Annotated in this window: 12 protein-coding genes, 2 tRNA genes and 3 rRNA genes; 10 read left to right on the forward strand and 7 right to left on the reverse strand. The window is 37.4% G+C overall.

Going from position 1 to position 16,732, the window contains the following annotated elements; translation table 11 throughout:
* Positions 1–31: 31 nt before the first annotated feature.
* The gene (locus tag NLJ00_RS00095) at positions 32–490 is read right to left on the reverse strand and encodes an Lrp/AsnC family transcriptional regulator (protein WP_053474073.1); all 459 of its coding nucleotides are present in this window, start codon (positions 488–490) and stop codon (positions 32–34) included.
* A gap of 199 nt (positions 491–689) precedes the next feature.
* On the opposite strand from NLJ00_RS00095, the gene ald reads away from it, so the two are divergent.
* Positions 690–1,808 carry an alanine dehydrogenase gene (gene ald, locus NLJ00_RS00100; RefSeq protein WP_256635846.1) on the forward strand — a complete coding sequence of 373 codons (1,119 nt, stop codon included), beginning with the start codon at positions 690–692 and terminating at the stop codon, positions 1,806–1,808.
* 119 nt (positions 1,809–1,927) lie between these two features.
* On the opposite strand, the gene pafA is transcribed toward ald, so the two are convergent.
* The 6 genes from pafA to NLJ00_RS00130 all read right to left on the reverse strand — a co-directional run bounded on the left by pafA (position 1,928) and on the right by NLJ00_RS00130 (position 8,975).
* Positions 1,928–3,547 (reverse strand): alkaline phosphatase PafA, encoded by a 1,620-nt coding sequence (gene pafA / locus NLJ00_RS00105; RefSeq protein ID WP_256635847.1) that lies wholly within the window; start codon positions 3,545–3,547, stop codon positions 1,928–1,930.
* A 178-nt stretch (positions 3,548–3,725) separates the two neighbouring features.
* Positions 3,726–3,835, reverse strand: a 5S ribosomal RNA gene (gene rrf, locus NLJ00_RS00110).
* A gap of 181 nt (positions 3,836–4,016) precedes the next feature.
* Positions 4,017–6,898, reverse strand: a 23S ribosomal RNA gene (locus NLJ00_RS00115).
* Between the two features lie 137 nt (positions 6,899–7,035).
* A tRNA-Ala gene (locus NLJ00_RS00120) sits at positions 7,036–7,109 on the reverse strand.
* Between the two features lie 156 nt (positions 7,110–7,265).
* Positions 7,266–7,339 (reverse strand) — tRNA-Ile (locus NLJ00_RS00125).
* Between the two features lie 122 nt (positions 7,340–7,461).
* Positions 7,462–8,975 (reverse strand): 16S ribosomal RNA (locus tag NLJ00_RS00130).
* Together the 16S, 23S and 5S rRNA genes with 2 tRNA genes alongside form the textbook arrangement of a ribosomal RNA operon.
* 1,074 nt (positions 8,976–10,049) lie before the next feature.
* Here NLJ00_RS00130 and thrS point away from each other — a divergent pair.
* The 9 genes from thrS to NLJ00_RS00175 all read left to right on the forward strand — a co-directional run bounded on the left by thrS (position 10,050) and on the right by NLJ00_RS00175 (position 16,731).
* Positions 10,050–11,996 (forward strand): threonine--tRNA ligase, encoded by a 1,947-nt coding sequence (gene thrS, locus NLJ00_RS00135; RefSeq protein WP_053474258.1) that lies wholly within the window; start codon positions 10,050–10,052, stop codon positions 11,994–11,996.
* Between the two features lie 22 nt (positions 11,997–12,018).
* Positions 12,019–12,570 (forward strand): translation initiation factor IF-3, encoded by a 552-nt coding sequence (infC, locus tag NLJ00_RS00140; RefSeq protein ID WP_073489566.1) that lies wholly within the window; start codon positions 12,019–12,021, stop codon positions 12,568–12,570.
* A gap of 104 nt (positions 12,571–12,674) precedes the next feature.
* The gene (gene rpmI, locus NLJ00_RS00145; RefSeq protein WP_007810722.1) at positions 12,675–12,872 is read left to right on the forward strand and encodes a 50S ribosomal protein L35; all 198 of its coding nucleotides are present in this window, start codon (positions 12,675–12,677) and stop codon (positions 12,870–12,872) included.
* A gap of 101 nt (positions 12,873–12,973) precedes the next feature.
* On the forward strand, positions 12,974–13,318 hold the full coding sequence (rplT, locus tag NLJ00_RS00150; RefSeq protein ID WP_008464948.1) for a 50S ribosomal protein L20: 345 nt from the start codon (positions 12,974–12,976) through the stop codon (positions 13,316–13,318).
* Positions 13,319–13,441: 123 nt separating this feature from the next.
* Positions 13,442–14,014 (forward strand): Crp/Fnr family transcriptional regulator, encoded by a 573-nt coding sequence (locus NLJ00_RS00155; protein ID WP_256635848.1) that lies wholly within the window; start codon positions 13,442–13,444, stop codon positions 14,012–14,014.
* A gap of 79 nt (positions 14,015–14,093) precedes the next feature.
* Positions 14,094–14,528, forward strand: coding sequence for a carboxymuconolactone decarboxylase family protein (locus tag NLJ00_RS00160; protein WP_053474261.1), 435 nt, complete (start codon positions 14,094–14,096; stop codon positions 14,526–14,528).
* 430 nt (positions 14,529–14,958) lie between these two features.
* Positions 14,959–15,627, forward strand: a complete 669-nt coding sequence (locus NLJ00_RS00165; RefSeq protein WP_053474262.1) for a DNA-binding transcriptional response regulator — start codon at positions 14,959–14,961, stop codon at positions 15,625–15,627.
* A gap of 14 nt (positions 15,628–15,641) precedes the next feature.
* Positions 15,642–15,872, forward strand: a complete 231-nt coding sequence (locus tag NLJ00_RS00170; RefSeq protein WP_053474263.1) for a hypothetical protein — start codon at positions 15,642–15,644, stop codon at positions 15,870–15,872.
* A 52-nt stretch (positions 15,873–15,924) separates the two neighbouring features.
* Complete coding sequence (locus NLJ00_RS00175; RefSeq protein ID WP_256635849.1) at positions 15,925–16,731, forward strand: endonuclease/exonuclease/phosphatase family protein; 807 nt, start codon at positions 15,925–15,927, stop codon at positions 16,729–16,731.
* Position 16,732 lies beyond the last annotated feature (1 nt).

Here is a 16,732-nt window from a genome sequence, read left to right on the forward strand (position 1 = left end):
ATCAAGTTTACTTGGTGGTTTTTGTTTTTTATTAAATAGGTAAAACGGTTGTACTCTTTACTTCAGATATTACAAAGACGGTATTTATAAGTGAAACTTCAGGTAAAACAGATAATTTTTTTTGATGAAAATGGTGATAGCTTTCCATATCTGGAATTATAATTTTAAGCATATAATCGAAGTTTCCAGAAACGTAATTGCATTCTACAACCTCAGGTAAATTTAAAATGGACTGATTAAATCCTTCTGAAGTATCATAAGTCTGTTTTGTAAGCGTAACCTGGCAGTAAACTGTTAAATTATTTCCGAGTTTTTTCTTGTCTAAAATCGTAACGTATTTTTCTATAATCCCATCTTTTTCAAGACGTTTCACCCGATCGTGAACCGGAGTTAAAGACAAATTTATTTTGTTTGCGATGTCTTTTAAAGTATAGTGCGCATCTTCCTGTAAAAGACGTAAGATTTTTTTGTCAATTTCATCTAAAGCCATAACGAAAACGTTTTATTAGAGTAGTATTTTTTAGTTTTTTTTTCTTTTTGAAGAATAAATTACGGGTCAAAACAGAATAATTTTCTGTAAAAGTAAAAAATAAAATAATATTTTCTTATTTATTAATCGGTAAACCATAATTTATTCTCTCTCTGTAGCTTTGTAAAACAAATTCAATAAAAAACAAAAAATATATCAAATGATAATAGGTGTTCCAAAAGAAATAAAAAACAACGAGAACAGAGTTGCTTTAACTCCTGCTGGTGTTTCTGAAATGAAAAAACATGGACATACAGTTTATGTACAAGCTACTGCTGGTTTAGGTAGTGGTTTTGCGGATGAAGAATATGCGCAAGCTGGTGCTGTAGTTTTACCAACTATTGAAGAAGTTTATGCAATTGCAGAAATGATCATCAAAGTTAAAGAACCAATTGCATCTGAATATGAATTAATCAAAAAAGATCAATTATTATTTACTTATTTCCACTTTGCTTCATCTGAGCCATTAACTCATGCAATGCTTGAAAAAGGTGCAGTTTGTTTAGCTTATGAAACTGTTGAAAAAACAGACCGCAGTTTACCATTATTAGTTCCAATGTCTGAAGTTGCTGGTCGTATGGCTATTCAGCAAGGAGCAAAATATCTTGAAAAACCATTAAAAGGAAGAGGAATTCTTTTAGGTGGTGTTCCAGGTGTTCCACCAGCAAAAGTATTAGTTTTAGGGGGAGGAATTGTTGGAACTCAAGCAGCAAAAATGGCTGCTGGTTTAGGAGCTCAGGTTACTATCATGGATTTAAGTTTGCCACGTTTACGTCAATTAGATGATATTATGCCAGCAAATGTAAATACAGAAATGTCTAACCACTATAATATTACAAGAGCAATTAAAGATGCTGACTTAATTGTTGGAGCAGTTTTAATTCCAGGAGCAAAAGCACCTCACTTAATTACACGTGATATGCTTAAATTAATGCGTCCGGGAACTGTTGTTGTTGACGTTGCAGTTGACCAAGGTGGATGTATCGAAACTTGTACTCCTACAACTCACGAAAACCCAACTTTTATTATTGACGATATCGTACACTATTGTGTTGCAAATATGCCAGGAGCTGTTCCTTATACATCTACTTTGGCTTTGACTAATGCTACTTTGCCTTATGCAGTACAATTAGCAAACAAAGGATGGGAAAAAGCGTGTGCAGAAAACGAAGAATTGAAAAAAGGTTTAAATATTGCTAACGGAAAAATCCTTTACAAAGGAGTTGCTGAAGCATGGAACCTTCCTTTTAATGAAGAATTAGTATTGGCAAACGCATAGTGCCAATATTATATAAGTGCTTACTAAGCAATAAAGTAAAAAGGCTTTTCGTAATGAAAAGCCTTTTTTTATGGCATAAAAAAAAACTGTCTTGAAAGACAGGTTTTTCCATTTATAGTTTATTTCTTTTCATCTAAAACTTCTTGCAATACTTTTGCTTCAGTTCCATTAGGGAAAGTAACTTTAATTTTTTGTGCAATTGTTGGTGCTATTTCTGTAATAGCCTTTTTATCGTAAGATTCTCCTTTTTTAATATGCCATCCGTAAAAAATAGCTGGAACATGAGTATCATAGCTATATATTGTACCATGTGAAGTTCCAGTAGTAGCATATTCGATATCTCCTGGTTTGTCAACAATTACAAGATCTCCATTTTGAGTTACATCATAACCTTTAGCCACAAAATTTAAAGAATAATCGTTTCCGGCATTGGCTAAAATTTCTTCTTCTGTATACACTTTTTTAACTTGTGGCTGAGAAATTAAAAACTCTTTAAAAGCTTGTTTAACTTTTGCCAATTCTAACCCTTTTTCTTTTATAATTTGTCTATTAAAGAAAACATTAAAATTTGAATAATTTTGAATCAAATCAACTCCAAAAGTCTTCGTAGAAAAATCCTGTAGACTCTTCTTAACATCTTTTGATGGATAATTGTCTACATTATATTTACGGTCTTTTAAATAGATTATATTCTCAGCACCTGCATGGTCAGCAGTTAAGAAAAGTAAATAATTCCCTTTTCCAACTGTTTTATCTAAATAAGCTAAGAAATCAGCAATCGTTTGATCTAATCTTAAATAAGTATCCTGAAGTTCCATAGATCTTGGCCCAAGTAAATGACCAACATAATCTGTAGAAGAAAAGCTAACCGTCAAAAAATCAGTAATATTATCTTTACCTAAGTTTTCTTTTTCGATTGCTCTTTTAGCAAAATCAGCAAGTAAATCGTTTCCATATGGAGTTGCACGAATTACTCCTGCGTCATTTTTCTCATACATTGATTTTAAATCATATGGAAAAACTGGAGCTGCACTTCCATATAATTTACCTTCATAAGGGTTATTGTCAGGAAGACTTTCATTGTATACAGAAGCTGGTTTGTATAAATCCCAACCTTTATTAATGTATTTGAGGTAATTTTTTTCGTTATTAAATTCTGACACCCATTCTGGTAATTTTTCTCCGTAAAAAGTACTAGAAATAAACGATCCGGTTTTACTGTACCAAAATGCCCAATTTGCAAAATGTCCAGCAGGAAGAATTGCACCACGGTCTTTAAGACTCATTCCAATAACTTTCCCATTAAAATTGGTAGCCATACGAACTTCGTCAGTAATTGTAGTACTTTGAAGATTTTTAGGAGACATTGCACCTTCTTCCGCAGTTCCGTCTCCAACAGTTTTTACACCAGCATCGTCTGTACAGTACATATCTTTACCAAGAGTTCTGCTAAACCATTCGTTACCAACAATTCCATGTGTAGCAGGTGTTGTCCCAGTATATATCGAAGCGTGTCCTGGCGCAGTGTAAGTTGGCATATAATTATAATGCATATTCTGGAAAACAAATCCATCATTCATTAATCTCTTAAAACCATTTGGGGAAAAATCATCTGAAAATCGATATAAATATTCCATTTTCATTTGATCAACTACTATACCTACGACTAATTTGGGACGTTGTTGCGCACTTAAATTTGTAATAACAAAAAGTGTCAACAGTAAAATACTTTTCTTCATGTTTAATAAATAATTTAAACACAAAAATACTCAATCCTATTTAAAACTTCTAAAGTATGAATGATGAAGAACAAACAATTGACTATAATTTAACAGTTTAATCTTTTAATCTAAGTAGCTTTTAGCAAACCTATACAAAACAAAAAACCCTATCCGGATTGGATAGGGTTTTTCAAAAGAAAGGCGACGACATACTCTCCCACAATACTGCAGTACCATCTGCGCAGGCGGGCTTAACTACTCTGTTCGGGATGGGAAGAGGTGAGCCCCGCCGCAATAACCACCTTAAGGTTGTTAGTCTAAAGTCACAAGTCTTAAAGTTGTAAAGTCTTTCGACTTTTGACTTTAATCTTTCGACTTAAAGACTGCCCGCGACGGGCAAATATTTTAACATACTGAGATAAAGAAAAATAAGTTTTTGTTTAGAAAGTTTCCTCCCCTCTCGTCTGGGACGAGAGGGGAAAAGGTTGTACATAAGCTTACGGATTATTAGTACTACTCGACTATGACATTACTGCCTTTACATCTATAGCCTATCAACGTGGTCATCTTCCACGATCCTTAAAAGAAATCTCATCTTGTGGTGGGTTTCGCGCTTATATGCTTTCAGCGCTTATCCCTTCCAAACGTAGCTACTCTGCGGTGCCCCTGGCGGGACAACAGATACACTAGAGGTTTGTCCAATTCGGTCCTCTCGTACTAGAATCAGATCCACTCAAATTTCTAACGCCCACAGTAGATAGAGACCGAACTGTCTCACGACGTTCTGAACCCAGCTCGCGTGCCACTTTAATGGGCGAACAGCCCAACCCTTGGGACCTTCTCCAGCCCCAGGATGTGACGAGCCGACATCGAGGTGCCAAACCCCCCCGTCGATATGAGCTCTTGGGGGAGATCAGCCTGTTATCCCCGGCGTACCTTTTATCCTTTGAGCGATGGCCCTTCCATGCGGAACCACCGGATCACTATGCTCTACTTTCGTACCTGATCGACCTGTATGTCTCTCAGTCAAGCTCCCTTATGCCATTGCACTCTACGCACGGTTACCAAGCGTACTGAGGGAACCTTTAGAAGCCTCCGTTACTCTTTTGGAGGCGACCACCCCAGTCAAACTACCCACCAAGCAATGTCCCCCGCAGCGCGGGGTTAGGCCTCAGATAAACAAAGGGTTGTATTTCAACAATGACTCCACAACGCCTGGCGACGCCGCTTCACAGTCTCCAACCTATCCTACACATCATTTATCCAAGGTCAATACTAAGCTATAGTAAAGGTGCACAGGGTCTTTTCGTCCCACTGCGGGTAAACGGCATCTTCACCGTTACTACAATTTCACCGAGCTCATGGCTGAGACAGTGTCCAGATCGTTACACCATTCGTGCAGGTCGGAACTTACCCGACAAGGAATTTCGCTACCTTAGGACCGTTATAGTTACGGCCGCCGTTTACTGGGGCTTCAATTCAATGCTTCTCCGAAGATAACATCTCCTCTTAACCTTCCAGCACCGGGCAGGTGTCAGGCCCTATACTTCATCTTACGATTTTGCAGAGCCCTGTGTTTTTGATAAACAGTCGCCTGGACCTCTTCACTGCGGCCCTGATTGCTCAGGGCGACCTTTCTCCCGAAGTTACAGGTCTATTTTGCCTAATTCCTTAGCCATGAATCTCTCGAGCACCTTAGGATTCTCTCCTCAACTACCTGTGTCGGTTTACGGTACTGGTACTAATTACCTGAAGTTTAGAGGTTTTTCTTGGAAGCCCTTAGGCGCACTATCTCTTTGTCCGAAGACTCCGAGTACTATCGTATTTCACCAGTCTCTGCGGATTTGCCTGCAGAGCCTATAGCTAGGTACTTTAACGAACTATTCCGTCAGTTCGCGGCGCTTTCATCACTCCGTCACCCCATCACAGTAATTAGTAGTACGGGAATATTAACCCGTTAGCCATCGACTGTCCCTTTCGGGTTCGCCTTAGGACCAGACTAACCCACAGCTGATTAGCATAGCTGTGGAAACCTTAGTTTTTCGGTGTGCGGGTTTCTCGCCCGCATTATCGTTACTTATGCCTACATTTTCTTTTCTAACCAGTCCAGCATACCTGACGATACACCTTCAACCCTGTTAGAATGCTCCCCTACCACTTACAGTAAACTGTAAATCCATAGCTTCGGTAATACACTTATGCCCGATTATTATCCATGCTCGTCCGCTCGACTAGTGAGCTGTTACGCACTCTTTAAATGAATGGCTGCTTCCAAGCCAACATCCTAGCTGTCTGGGCAGACAAACCTCGTTCTTTCAACTTAGTGTATATTTGGGGACCTTAGCTGATGGTCTGGGTTCTTTCCCTCTCGGACTTGGACCTTAGCACCCAAGCCCTCACTGCTGAGAAACATTATATAGCATTCGGAGTTTGTCAGGAATTGGTAGGCGGTGAAGCCCCCGCATCCAATCAGTAGCTCTACCTCTATATAACTTAATTCAGCGCTGCACCTAAATGCATTTCGGGGAGTACGAGCTATTTCCGAGTTTGATTGGCCTTTCACCCCTACCCACAGGTCATCCGAAGACTTTTCAACGTCAACCGGTTCGGACCTCCACTGTGTGTTACCACAGCTTCATCCTGCCCATGGGTAGATCACACGGTTTCGCGTCTAACACTACTGACTAAAGCGCCCTATTCAGACTCGCTTTCGCTGCGGATCCGTGGCTTAACCACTTAACCTCGCCAGCAGCGTTAACTCGTAGGCTCATTATGCAAAAGGCACGCCGTCACCCCACGAAAGGGCTCCGACCGCTTGTAAGCGTATGGTTTCAGGATCTATTTCACTCCGTTATTCACGGTTCTTTTCACCTTTCCCTCACGGTACTGGTTCACTATCGGTCTCTCAGGAGTATTTAGCCTTAGCGGATGGTCCCGCCAAATTCAGACAGGGTTTCACGTGCCCCGCCCTACTCAGGATACCACTATCTATTACATTTATTACCCATACGGGACTATCACCCTCTATGGTGTCACTTTCCAGTAACTTCCGGTTCTGCATGCATAAAATCTCGTGGTCCTACAACCCCAGCATTGCCGTAACAACACTGGTTTGGGCTAATCCGCGTTCGCTCGCCACTACTTACGGAATCACTTTTGTTTTCTTCTCCTCCGCCTACTTAGATGTTTCAGTTCAGCGGGTTTGCCCACCTATCGGTGTACTATGTCTTCAACATAGTGGGTTGCCCCATTCGGGTATCTGCGGATCAATCAATGTGTGCTTGTCCCCGCAGCTTTTCGCAGCTTATCACGCCCTTCATCGCCTCTGAGAGCCTAGGCATCCCCCATACGCCCTTATTTTGCTTATTGTACCAATCTCGTTCTTAAAACGAGACCTTTTTTTTTGTTTTTTACAATAAATCGTAAAAAACGCTTTCTACTTTCTTATTATTTTCTTATCTCAATATGTCAATGAACTTTTATTATCTATCTTTACAGATAATCAGTGGAGAATAACGGAGTCGAACCGTTGACCTCCTGCGTGCAAGGCAGGCGCTCTAGCCAGCTGAGCTAATCCCCCATTTTTTAGTTGTCAGTTAACAGTTTTCAGTTAACAGTACTTAAAACGGTTACTCAACCTCTAAAATTTCCTTTTTTCTAAGTTTCAGTCTTTTTAATTTGTTCTTGTTTCTTATAATTTACAATTCATAATTTATAATTAACAATTCTTAAAAAGTAGTCCCGGGCAGACTCGAACTGCCGACCCCTACATTATCAGTGTAGTACTCTAACCAGCTGAGCTACGAGACTCTGTTTTACTTAAAAATTTATTATTTGAACTAACAGCAAGAGTAATATAATCCTCGATTCAAAACCAACAGGTTTCGCATCTTTTTTCCCCAGCGTGCATATAGCTAACACTAAGGCTCTAGAAAGGAGGTGTTCCAGCCGCACCTTCCGGTACGGCTACCTTGTTACGACTTAGCCCTAGTTACCAGTTTTACCCTAGGCAGCTCCTTGCGGTCACCGACTTCAGGCACCCCCAGCTTCCATGGCTTGACGGGCGGTGTGTACAAGGCCCGGGAACGTATTCACCGGATCATGGCTGATATCCGATTACTAGCGATTCCAGCTTCACGGAGTCGAGTTGCAGACTCCGATCCGAACTGTGACCGGTTTTATAGATTCGCTCCTGGTCACCCAGTGGCTGCTCTCTGTACCGGCCATTGTAGCACGTGTGTAGCCCAAGGCGTAAGGGCCGTGATGATTTGACGTCATCCCCACCTTCCTCACAGTTTGCACTGGCAGTCTTGTTAGAGTTCCCGACATGACTCGCTGGCAACTAACAACAGGGGTTGCGCTCGTTATAGGACTTAACCTGACACCTCACGGCACGAGCTGACGACAACCATGCAGCACCTTGTAAATTGTCTTGCGAAAGTTCTGTTTCCAAAACGGTCAATCTACATTTAAGCCTTGGTAAGGTTCCTCGCGTATCATCGAATTAAACCACATGCTCCACCGCTTGTGCGGGCCCCCGTCAATTCCTTTGAGTTTCATTCTTGCGAACGTACTCCCCAGGTGGGATACTTATCACTTTCGCTTAGCCACTGAAATTGCTCCCAACAGCTAGTATCCATCGTTTACGGCGTGGACTACCAGGGTATCTAATCCTGTTCGCTCCCCACGCTTTCGTCCATCAGCGTCAATCAACTGGTAGTAACCTGCCTTCGCAATTGGTATTCCATGTAATATCTAAGCATTTCACCGCTACACTACATATTCTAGTTACTTCCCAGTAATTCAAGTTCAGCAGTATCAATGGCCGTTCCACCGTTGAGCGATGGGCTTTCACCACTGACTTACTAAACCGCCTACGGACCCTTTAAACCCAATGATTCCGGATAACGCTTGGATCCTCCGTATTACCGCGGCTGCTGGCACGGAGTTAGCCGATCCTTATTCTTACGATACCGTCAAGTCCCGACACGTCGGGATGTTTCTTCTCGTACAAAAGCAGTTTACAATCCATAGGACCGTCATCCTGCACGCGGCATGGCTGGATCAGGCTTGCGCCCATTGTCCAATATTCCTCACTGCTGCCTCCCGTAGGAGTCTGGTCCGTGTCTCAGTACCAGTGTGGGGGATCTCCCTCTCAGGACCCCTACCCATCGTTGCCTTGGTAAGCCGTTACCTTACCAACTAGCTAATGGGACGCATGCTCATCTTTCACCGTTGTGACTTTAATTATAAAGTGATGCCACTCCATAATACTATGAGGTATTAATCCAAATTTCTCTGGGCTATCCCTCTGTGAAAGGCAGATTGCATACGCGTTACGCACCCGTGCGCCGGTCTCAAGCACCGAAGTGCTCTACCCCTCGACTTGCATGTGTTAAGCCTGCCGCTAGCGTTCATCCTGAGCCAGGATCAAACTCTTCATCGTATATTTTAATATTATTATTCGATGCTTACTCTAGTGGTTCTTTTCAAATCTTACGATTCTATTACTCTTATTCTTTTGTTCCGATTTGCATCGGAACGGCTGTCAATTCAATATGTCTACGAACGTGTCTTCTTTTTATCTTCGCTTGTGTTTCAAAGCGGGTGCAAAACTAAAACTTCTTTTTGTTTCTCGCAAGAAAAATTTAAAAAAAATTTGAAACTTTTTTTTCGTTTCCTTTTTCTTAATTTTTCTTCCAGTCTCTCAATGAACTTCCGTGTTTTGCGGGGTGCAAATGTAAAAGCATTTTTCAAATCTCACAAGCTTTTTCTAATCTTTTTTCTGAAAAATTTTTCAGTTTTGATTTCTTCTCTTGTCAGTCTTTCAGTGAACGTCTTTCGTTGTTGCGGGTGCAAAAGTAGAACCTTTATTTACATTTACAAGCCTTTTTTTTATATTTTTTCCATCTTTTTTATAAGTCGCTGGTATCTTGCTTTTTACAAGGTAAAGTTTTTTTCGTGGTTTTATCTTTATTGGGGATTTTGGCGGTTTGGCTTCGCTCTGCCTGATTCTGCCGCGAAGGCACTAAAACGCAAAGTCTGGTTTTTCGCTGTTCTTTTTAATCTCGCAGAGGCGAAAAGGCGCAGAGTTTCTCTTTTTTTCTTCTTTTTTCTTCTGGAAATGTCTTTTGCTAAATTTTATTCTGGAAACTTATGCCCTAGCCCCGATAGAAGCGGAAATCCTTTTATGCCGGGGTTCGGCACAAAAGATTGAAGCGGATAGCGGGAAACAGCTCCTTATTAAATTTTAAACTTAAAAGGACTTCGACTTCGCTCAGCCGGACAATCGGTATTCAAATCATAACGATTTCACTCAAACCTTAGAGTTTTTCACTCTTATATATATTATAGTAGAGCTTTCTACTTATATAAACAAACTGGAGGCTTTATAAATATGTCCAGTTATACAAATGGACACCACAATTATATATACTTACATAATAAAGCAATCTTCTACATATATATATTGTATGTATTTTTGTAATCACTTATATTTGCATTCACAAAATTATAAACAATGATCAAGATTACTTTACCCGATGGGTCAATTAGAGAGTTCGCTCAAGGCGTAACTCCAATGGAGGTCGCTAAAAACATTAGCGAAGGTTTTGCAAGAAATGTTATTTCTGCATCTTTTAATGGTACAACTATTGAAACCGAGACTCCATTAACGACCGATGGTAATCTTATATTATATACTTGGAATGATGCTGAAGGTAAAAAAGCTTTCTGGCATTCGACTTCGCACGTAATGGCGCAAGCTCTAGAGGAATTGTACCCTGGAATTAAATTAACTCTTGGGCCGGCAATTGCTAATGGGTTTTACTATGATGTGGATTTTGAAGACCAAAAGATCTCTGAGGCTGATTTTAAAAAGATCGAAGATCGTGTTCTTGAGATTTCAAGAGGTAAACATGAATTCAAAATGCGTCCGGTTAGTAAGGCTGATGCATTAGAGATGTACAAAGACAATGTTTACAAGACTGAATTGATTTCTAATCTTGAAGACGGTACGATTACTTTTTGCGATCACTCTACTTTTACTGATTTATGCCGTGGTGGACATATTCCGAATACCGGAATTATCAAAGCTATGAAAATTATGAGTGTTGCCGGTGCTTACTGGAGAGGAGACGAAAAGAACAAGCAGCTGACTCGTGTTTACGGAACTTCTTTCCCTAAACAAAAAGATTTAACTGAGTATCTTGAACTTCTTGAAGAAGCTAAACGTCGTGATCACCGTAAATTAGGAAAGGAACTTGAATTGTTTGCTTTCTCTCAGAAAGTGGGCCAAGGTTTACCTTTATGGTTACCAAAAGGTGCTGCGCTTAGAGAGCGTTTGGAGCAATTTTTAAAGAGAGCTCAAAAGAAAGCAGGTTACGAGCAAGTTGTGAGTCCGCATATTGGACAAAAAGAACTTTACGTAACTTCTGGTCACTATGCTAAATATGGTGCTGATAGTTTTCAGCCGATACATACTCCTGCTGAAGGTGAAGAGTTTTTATTGAAACCAATGAACTGTCCTCACCACTGTGAAATTTACAATGTAAGACCTTGGTCGTATAAAGATTTACCTAAGCGTTATGCTGAATTTGGTACTGTATATAGATATGAGCAATCTGGTGAGTTACATGGTTTAACTCGTGTTAGAGGTTTTACTCAGGATGATGCACATATTTTCTGTACTCCGGAACAATTAGATGAAGAGTTCAAAAAAGTAATTGACCTTGTACTATATGTATTTGGTTCGTTAGGTTTTGAAAACTTTACTGCTCAAATTTCATTGAGAGATCAGGAGAATAGAGAGAAATATATTGGTACAGATGAAAACTGGGAGAAAGCTGAAAACGCAATTATCAATGCTGCAGCTGACAAAGGTTTGAATACTGTTGTAGAATATGGTGAAGCTGCATTTTACGGACCTAAGCTTGACTTTATGGTTAAGGATGCTTTGGGAAGACAATGGCAGTTAGGAACAATTCAGGTTGATTATAACCTTCCTGAGCGTTTTGATTTGACATACAAAGGTGCTGATAATGAATTACATCGCCCGGTTATGATTCACAGAGCTCCTTTTGGATCTATGGAACGTTTTATAGCAATTTTACTGGAGCACACTGCAGGAAATTTCCCACTTTGGCTAATGCCTGAGCAGGCTATTATATTGTCTTTGAGCGAGAAATACGAAAATTATGCTAAAAAAGTTTTAGATTTGCTAGAAAATCACGAAATTCGCGCCCTAATTGACAACCGAAATGAAACTATCGGTAAGAAAATTAGAGATGCAGAAATGCAAAAAATTCCATTTATGCTTATCGTGGGTGAGGAAGAGGAGAAAAACGGTACAATTTCTATTCGTCGCCACGGGCAAGAAGGAAAAGGTAATATCACAGTTTCTATCGAAGAATTTGCTTCGATTGTAGACGAAGAAATAAAAAAGACATTAAAAGTATTTACAGTTTAACTTAAATTAGAAAGTCATAGCAATAAAAAGTAACAGAGGTTTTCAACCTCGAGTAGAAAAAAAAGACGCCCACAGAATAAATAACAATATTCGTGGTGTACAGGAAGTAAGGTTAGTAGGCGAGAACATCGAACCAGGTGTATTTAAGCTTGCAGAAGCTTTACGTCTAGCAGATCAGTTTGAATTAGACTTGGTTGAAATTTCGCCAAATGCTGAGCCGCCGGTTTGTAAAATCATGGATTACAAGAAATTTGTTTACGAACAAAAGAAGCGTGATAAGGCATTAAAAGCTAAATCATCGCAGGTTGTAGTAAAAGAGATTCGTTTTGGTCCTCAAACAGATGAGCATGATTATGAATTTAAAAGAAAGAATGCTGAGAAGTTCTTAAAAGAGGGAGCTAAATTAAAAGCATTTGTTTTCTTTAAAGGACGTTCGATCATCTATAAAGATCAAGGACAAATTTTACTTTTACGTTTGGCAACAGATTTAGAAGAGCATGGTAAAGTGGAAGCTATGCCGGTTCTTGAAGGAAAGAGAATGATTATGTTCATTGCTCCGAAAAAGAAAAAGTAAAACAGTTTGCAGTCGCAGTTTTCAGTTTTCGCATTGTAAACTGAAAACCGAGACTGACAACTAAAAAAATAAGTAAGTAAGAATAAATTAAAACACTAGGAAAAATGCCTAAAATGAAAACTAAATCTAGCGCTAAGAAACGTTTTAAAGTTACTGGTTCTGGAAAGATTAAAAGAAAGCATGCTTTTAAAAGTCACATCTTGACTAAAAAATCTAAAAAACGTAAATTAGCTTTGACACACTCAGCGCTAGTTCACTCAACAGATATGAAAAGCATCAAACAACAATTAAGAATTATCTAATAATTCTTTAGGTTAAAAAATTATTTATATAACCTTGGAGTATGGCTTTCAAGTTCCTTTGATTCAATTCAGGACGCCTGCTACAAAAACACATTAAAATTATGCCAAGATCGGTAAATTCAGTTGCTAAAAGAGCAAGAAGAAAAAAAATAATGAAGCAAGCCAAAGGTTTCTTTGGTAGACGTAAAAACGTTTGGACAGTTGCTAAGAACGCGGTAGAGAAAGCGATGAGCTACGCTTACCGTGACAGAAAACAGAATAAAAGAAATTTCCGTTCATTATGGATTCAACGTATTAACGCTGGAGCTAGATTAGAAGGAATGTCTTATTCTCAATTCATGGGGAAAGTTAAAGCTAACGGAATCGAATTGAACCGTAAAGTTCTTGCAGATTTAGCTATGAACCACCCAGAAGCTTTCAAAGCAATACTTAATAAAGTAAAATAAACGTTTTATAAACTCAATTTAGATTACTTACTTATCATAAAGAAACCATTCGTTAATTCGGATGGTTTTTTGTTTTTACAATAATCTGCTTTACCTTTAATCTTCTTATAAAACAATTGTAAAATGTTTACGGCACTATTTGATCATATACAAAAATTCATAACATTAGAGCCTTCAGAAATTGAGACACTAGAAGCATGCCTAACTATTTCGAAAGTAAAAAGGAAAGAACATCTATTACAGGAAGGCCAAGTTTGTAATACCTTATATTTTATACTAAAAGGCTGTGCGAGACAATATATCATTAATCCGAAAGGTGTAGAACAAACATTGCAATTTGCTGTTGAAAATTGGTGGATAACAGACTATTTAAGTTATCATAACAGTACTCCATCTCACTTCTATATTCAAACTGTTGAAAACTGTGAATTAATAGCGATTGAAAAAGGGACTTTAGAATTTCTATTAATTGAAATTCCGAAGCTGGAAAGATATTTTAGAATTGTTTCTCAAAAATCATTTGGCGCGGCCCAAATGCGTATTAAATTTTTATTCACAATGTCTGCCGAAGAAAGGTATCATCATTTTAATAATCAAAATCCGGAGTTTGTACAGCGTGTACCACAATACATGCTTGCCTCCTATTTAGATTTTTCTGCAGAATTTATGAGTAAAATCAGGGCTGGAAAAGTATGATTTCAATTTCTTGAAGTAGTTCAAGTTTTTAAAAGAATACATTACTGACCTTTGTAATGAACTTTTAAAACACATAAAAATGAAATCAAGAATTCTTATCCCAGAAGCTGCCCCACAAGCTTATCAAGCTTTAATTAACTTAGAAAAATATATCTCTACTACTTCATTAACTCCAGTTCATAAAGAATTAATTAAAATACGCGCTTCTCAAATTAATGGTTGTGCTTATTGTATCAACATGCACACTGCTGATGCAAGAAAACATGGTATTTCTGAACAGAGAATATACTTAACGAGTGCATGGCGTGAAGCTGATGTTTATACTGAAGAAGAAAAAGCTATTTTAGCTTTAACAGAACAGGTAACTTTAATTAACAATCATGTTACTGACGAAGTTTATCAAAATGCAGCAAACTTATTTGATGAAAAATATTTGGCAGAGATTATCCTTGCAATCATTACTATTAACTCTTGGAACAGATTGGCAATTACTACAGGATTAAGAGCTGTATAATTCCTTTATAAGGATAAATTTTACAACATTTTTAAAATTCTAAACCCTCCTGCCAGAGGGTTTCTTTGTATTTACCTGTAAATGAGACTCAGTTAAATAAAAATTCAATCATTTTACAAAAACAGGTATTTATACTCTTTCATAGGAATTTAGGTTTTCTATTTTTGATTTATGATTTCAAAATACACTACAATAAATTCATACTCTATGGCAGTTTCTTTTGTCTTTTTTGCATGTCAGAAGGAGTATTCTAATTCTTCTAATTTAAAAAACTCACAACTCAAAAATATAACAAGTATAAATCTTCATCGGATTTTTCATTAGTTATTTATAAGTACGGGGAAATACGGAAATCCGTACGAAGGCTATAACTAAGAGAATTAATTTTGAAAAAAGAATAGGTTTCAATTTACTATAAAATAAAATTTGTATGTTCAAAAAGGTTTTAATTGCAGAGGACATAGACAGTATTAGTGCAACAATTATAAAAGTTCTTGAAGAATTAGAAATTCCGGTAATTCATCATGTAAAATATTATGATGATGGTTTATTAAAAATCAGAAAAAGTCTTCTTGATAATGAGCCATATGATTTGCTAATTACCGATTTATCTTTTAAAATGGATCATCGAAATACCAACATTTTGAACGGTGAAGAGCTTATTAACTCCGTGAATAAAATACATCCGCAATTAAAGAAAATTGTATTTTCATCGGAAGATAAATCATATAGAATAAAAAAGCTTTTTAATGAATCAAAGATCACGGCTTATGTTTCTAAAGGAAGAAACAGTATTGAGGAGTTAAAAATTGCTATGCAAAAGGCTTATAAAAATGAAGAGAAAATACTTTCTTCAGATTTGAGCTTTAGTTTTAATGATAAATCTTTAATTGAAATTGAATCTTATGACATTTCTATTTTAACCTTAATGGCAAGAGGCTATATTTTAGGAAACATTTCAAATGAATTTAAGGCAAAATCGATAACTCCAAACGGAACCAGCAGCATTGAGAAACGAATTAATAAATTAAAAATATATTTTAAAGCTAATAACAATGTGCACTTAATTGCTATAGCCAAAGATTTCGGCTTAATTTAATTCTATTAAACTTTATGAAACTTAAATATAAATTTAATCTGATATCGAAGATCAACACAGCCAGTAATAAAATTATCATAAAAACATTACTGCTTTGTCTTTTCTTGTCTATATGTTTTGCTTATGTTTCTGAAAAAACGGGCTGGCTTGAAATAGACTGGAAGATTATTTTTATTCCTGCACTTCTTGTTCTGCAAATAATAATTATTGGAAAAGCTTTACAAAATAGATATAAAAAGCTTTAAGTATTTTGATTTAAAAATATCGAAATGCTTATATTTGATTTTTTAAAGCCTCATGAAAATCGTTATAAAGTACGTTCTCTTACTATTCATTTCTTTACAATCTTTAGCACAGACTAAAATTATTTCCTGGAATTTGGAAAACTTTGGAAAATCTAAATCACAATCTACTTTAAATTTTATAGCTAATACGGTACGCGATTATGACATTGTTGCCATTCAGGAAGTTGTTGCCGGATATGGCGGTTCGCAGACTGTTGCAAAACTTGCTGCACTGCTAAATGAAAAAGGGGCAAAATGGGATTATACTATTAGTGATCCTACAAGTGGAACCAGCTATAAAAAAGAGCGCTATGCTTTTCTTTGGAAAACAAATAGAGCAAAATTAAAAGGAGAGCCATGGCTTGAAAAAAAGTATAATTTAGAAATTGATCGTGAACCTTATTTTGCAACTTTCGAAGTAAATAAAAAAACATTTACTCTGGTCAATTTTCATGCAATCACAAAAAGCAAACAGCCGGAAACTGAAATTAAATATTTTAAATTTCTGCCACAGCAATATCCCAATCTCAATTTAGTATTTACAGGAGATTTTAATTGTCCAGAGTCCCATACTGTTTTTAATCCGTTAAAGAAAATGGGATATACTTCGACGCTGCAGAAGCAAAAAACTACTTTAAAGCAAAAATGTAATGGAGATATTTGCCTTGCTTCTGAATTTGATAATACTTTTTATAATCCAAATAGATTAAATCACATTGATTCTGGTGTAATTTTATTCTATAAAAAATTCAATTCACTGCAGGATGCCCGAAAAATATCCGATCATATTCCTATTTGGCTTGAATTTTCCCTGAATTAAA

Source organism: Flavobacterium panici, from assembly GCF_024499525.1.
GTDB classification, from domain to species: Bacteria; Bacteroidota; Bacteroidia; order Flavobacteriales; family Flavobacteriaceae; genus Flavobacterium; species Flavobacterium panici.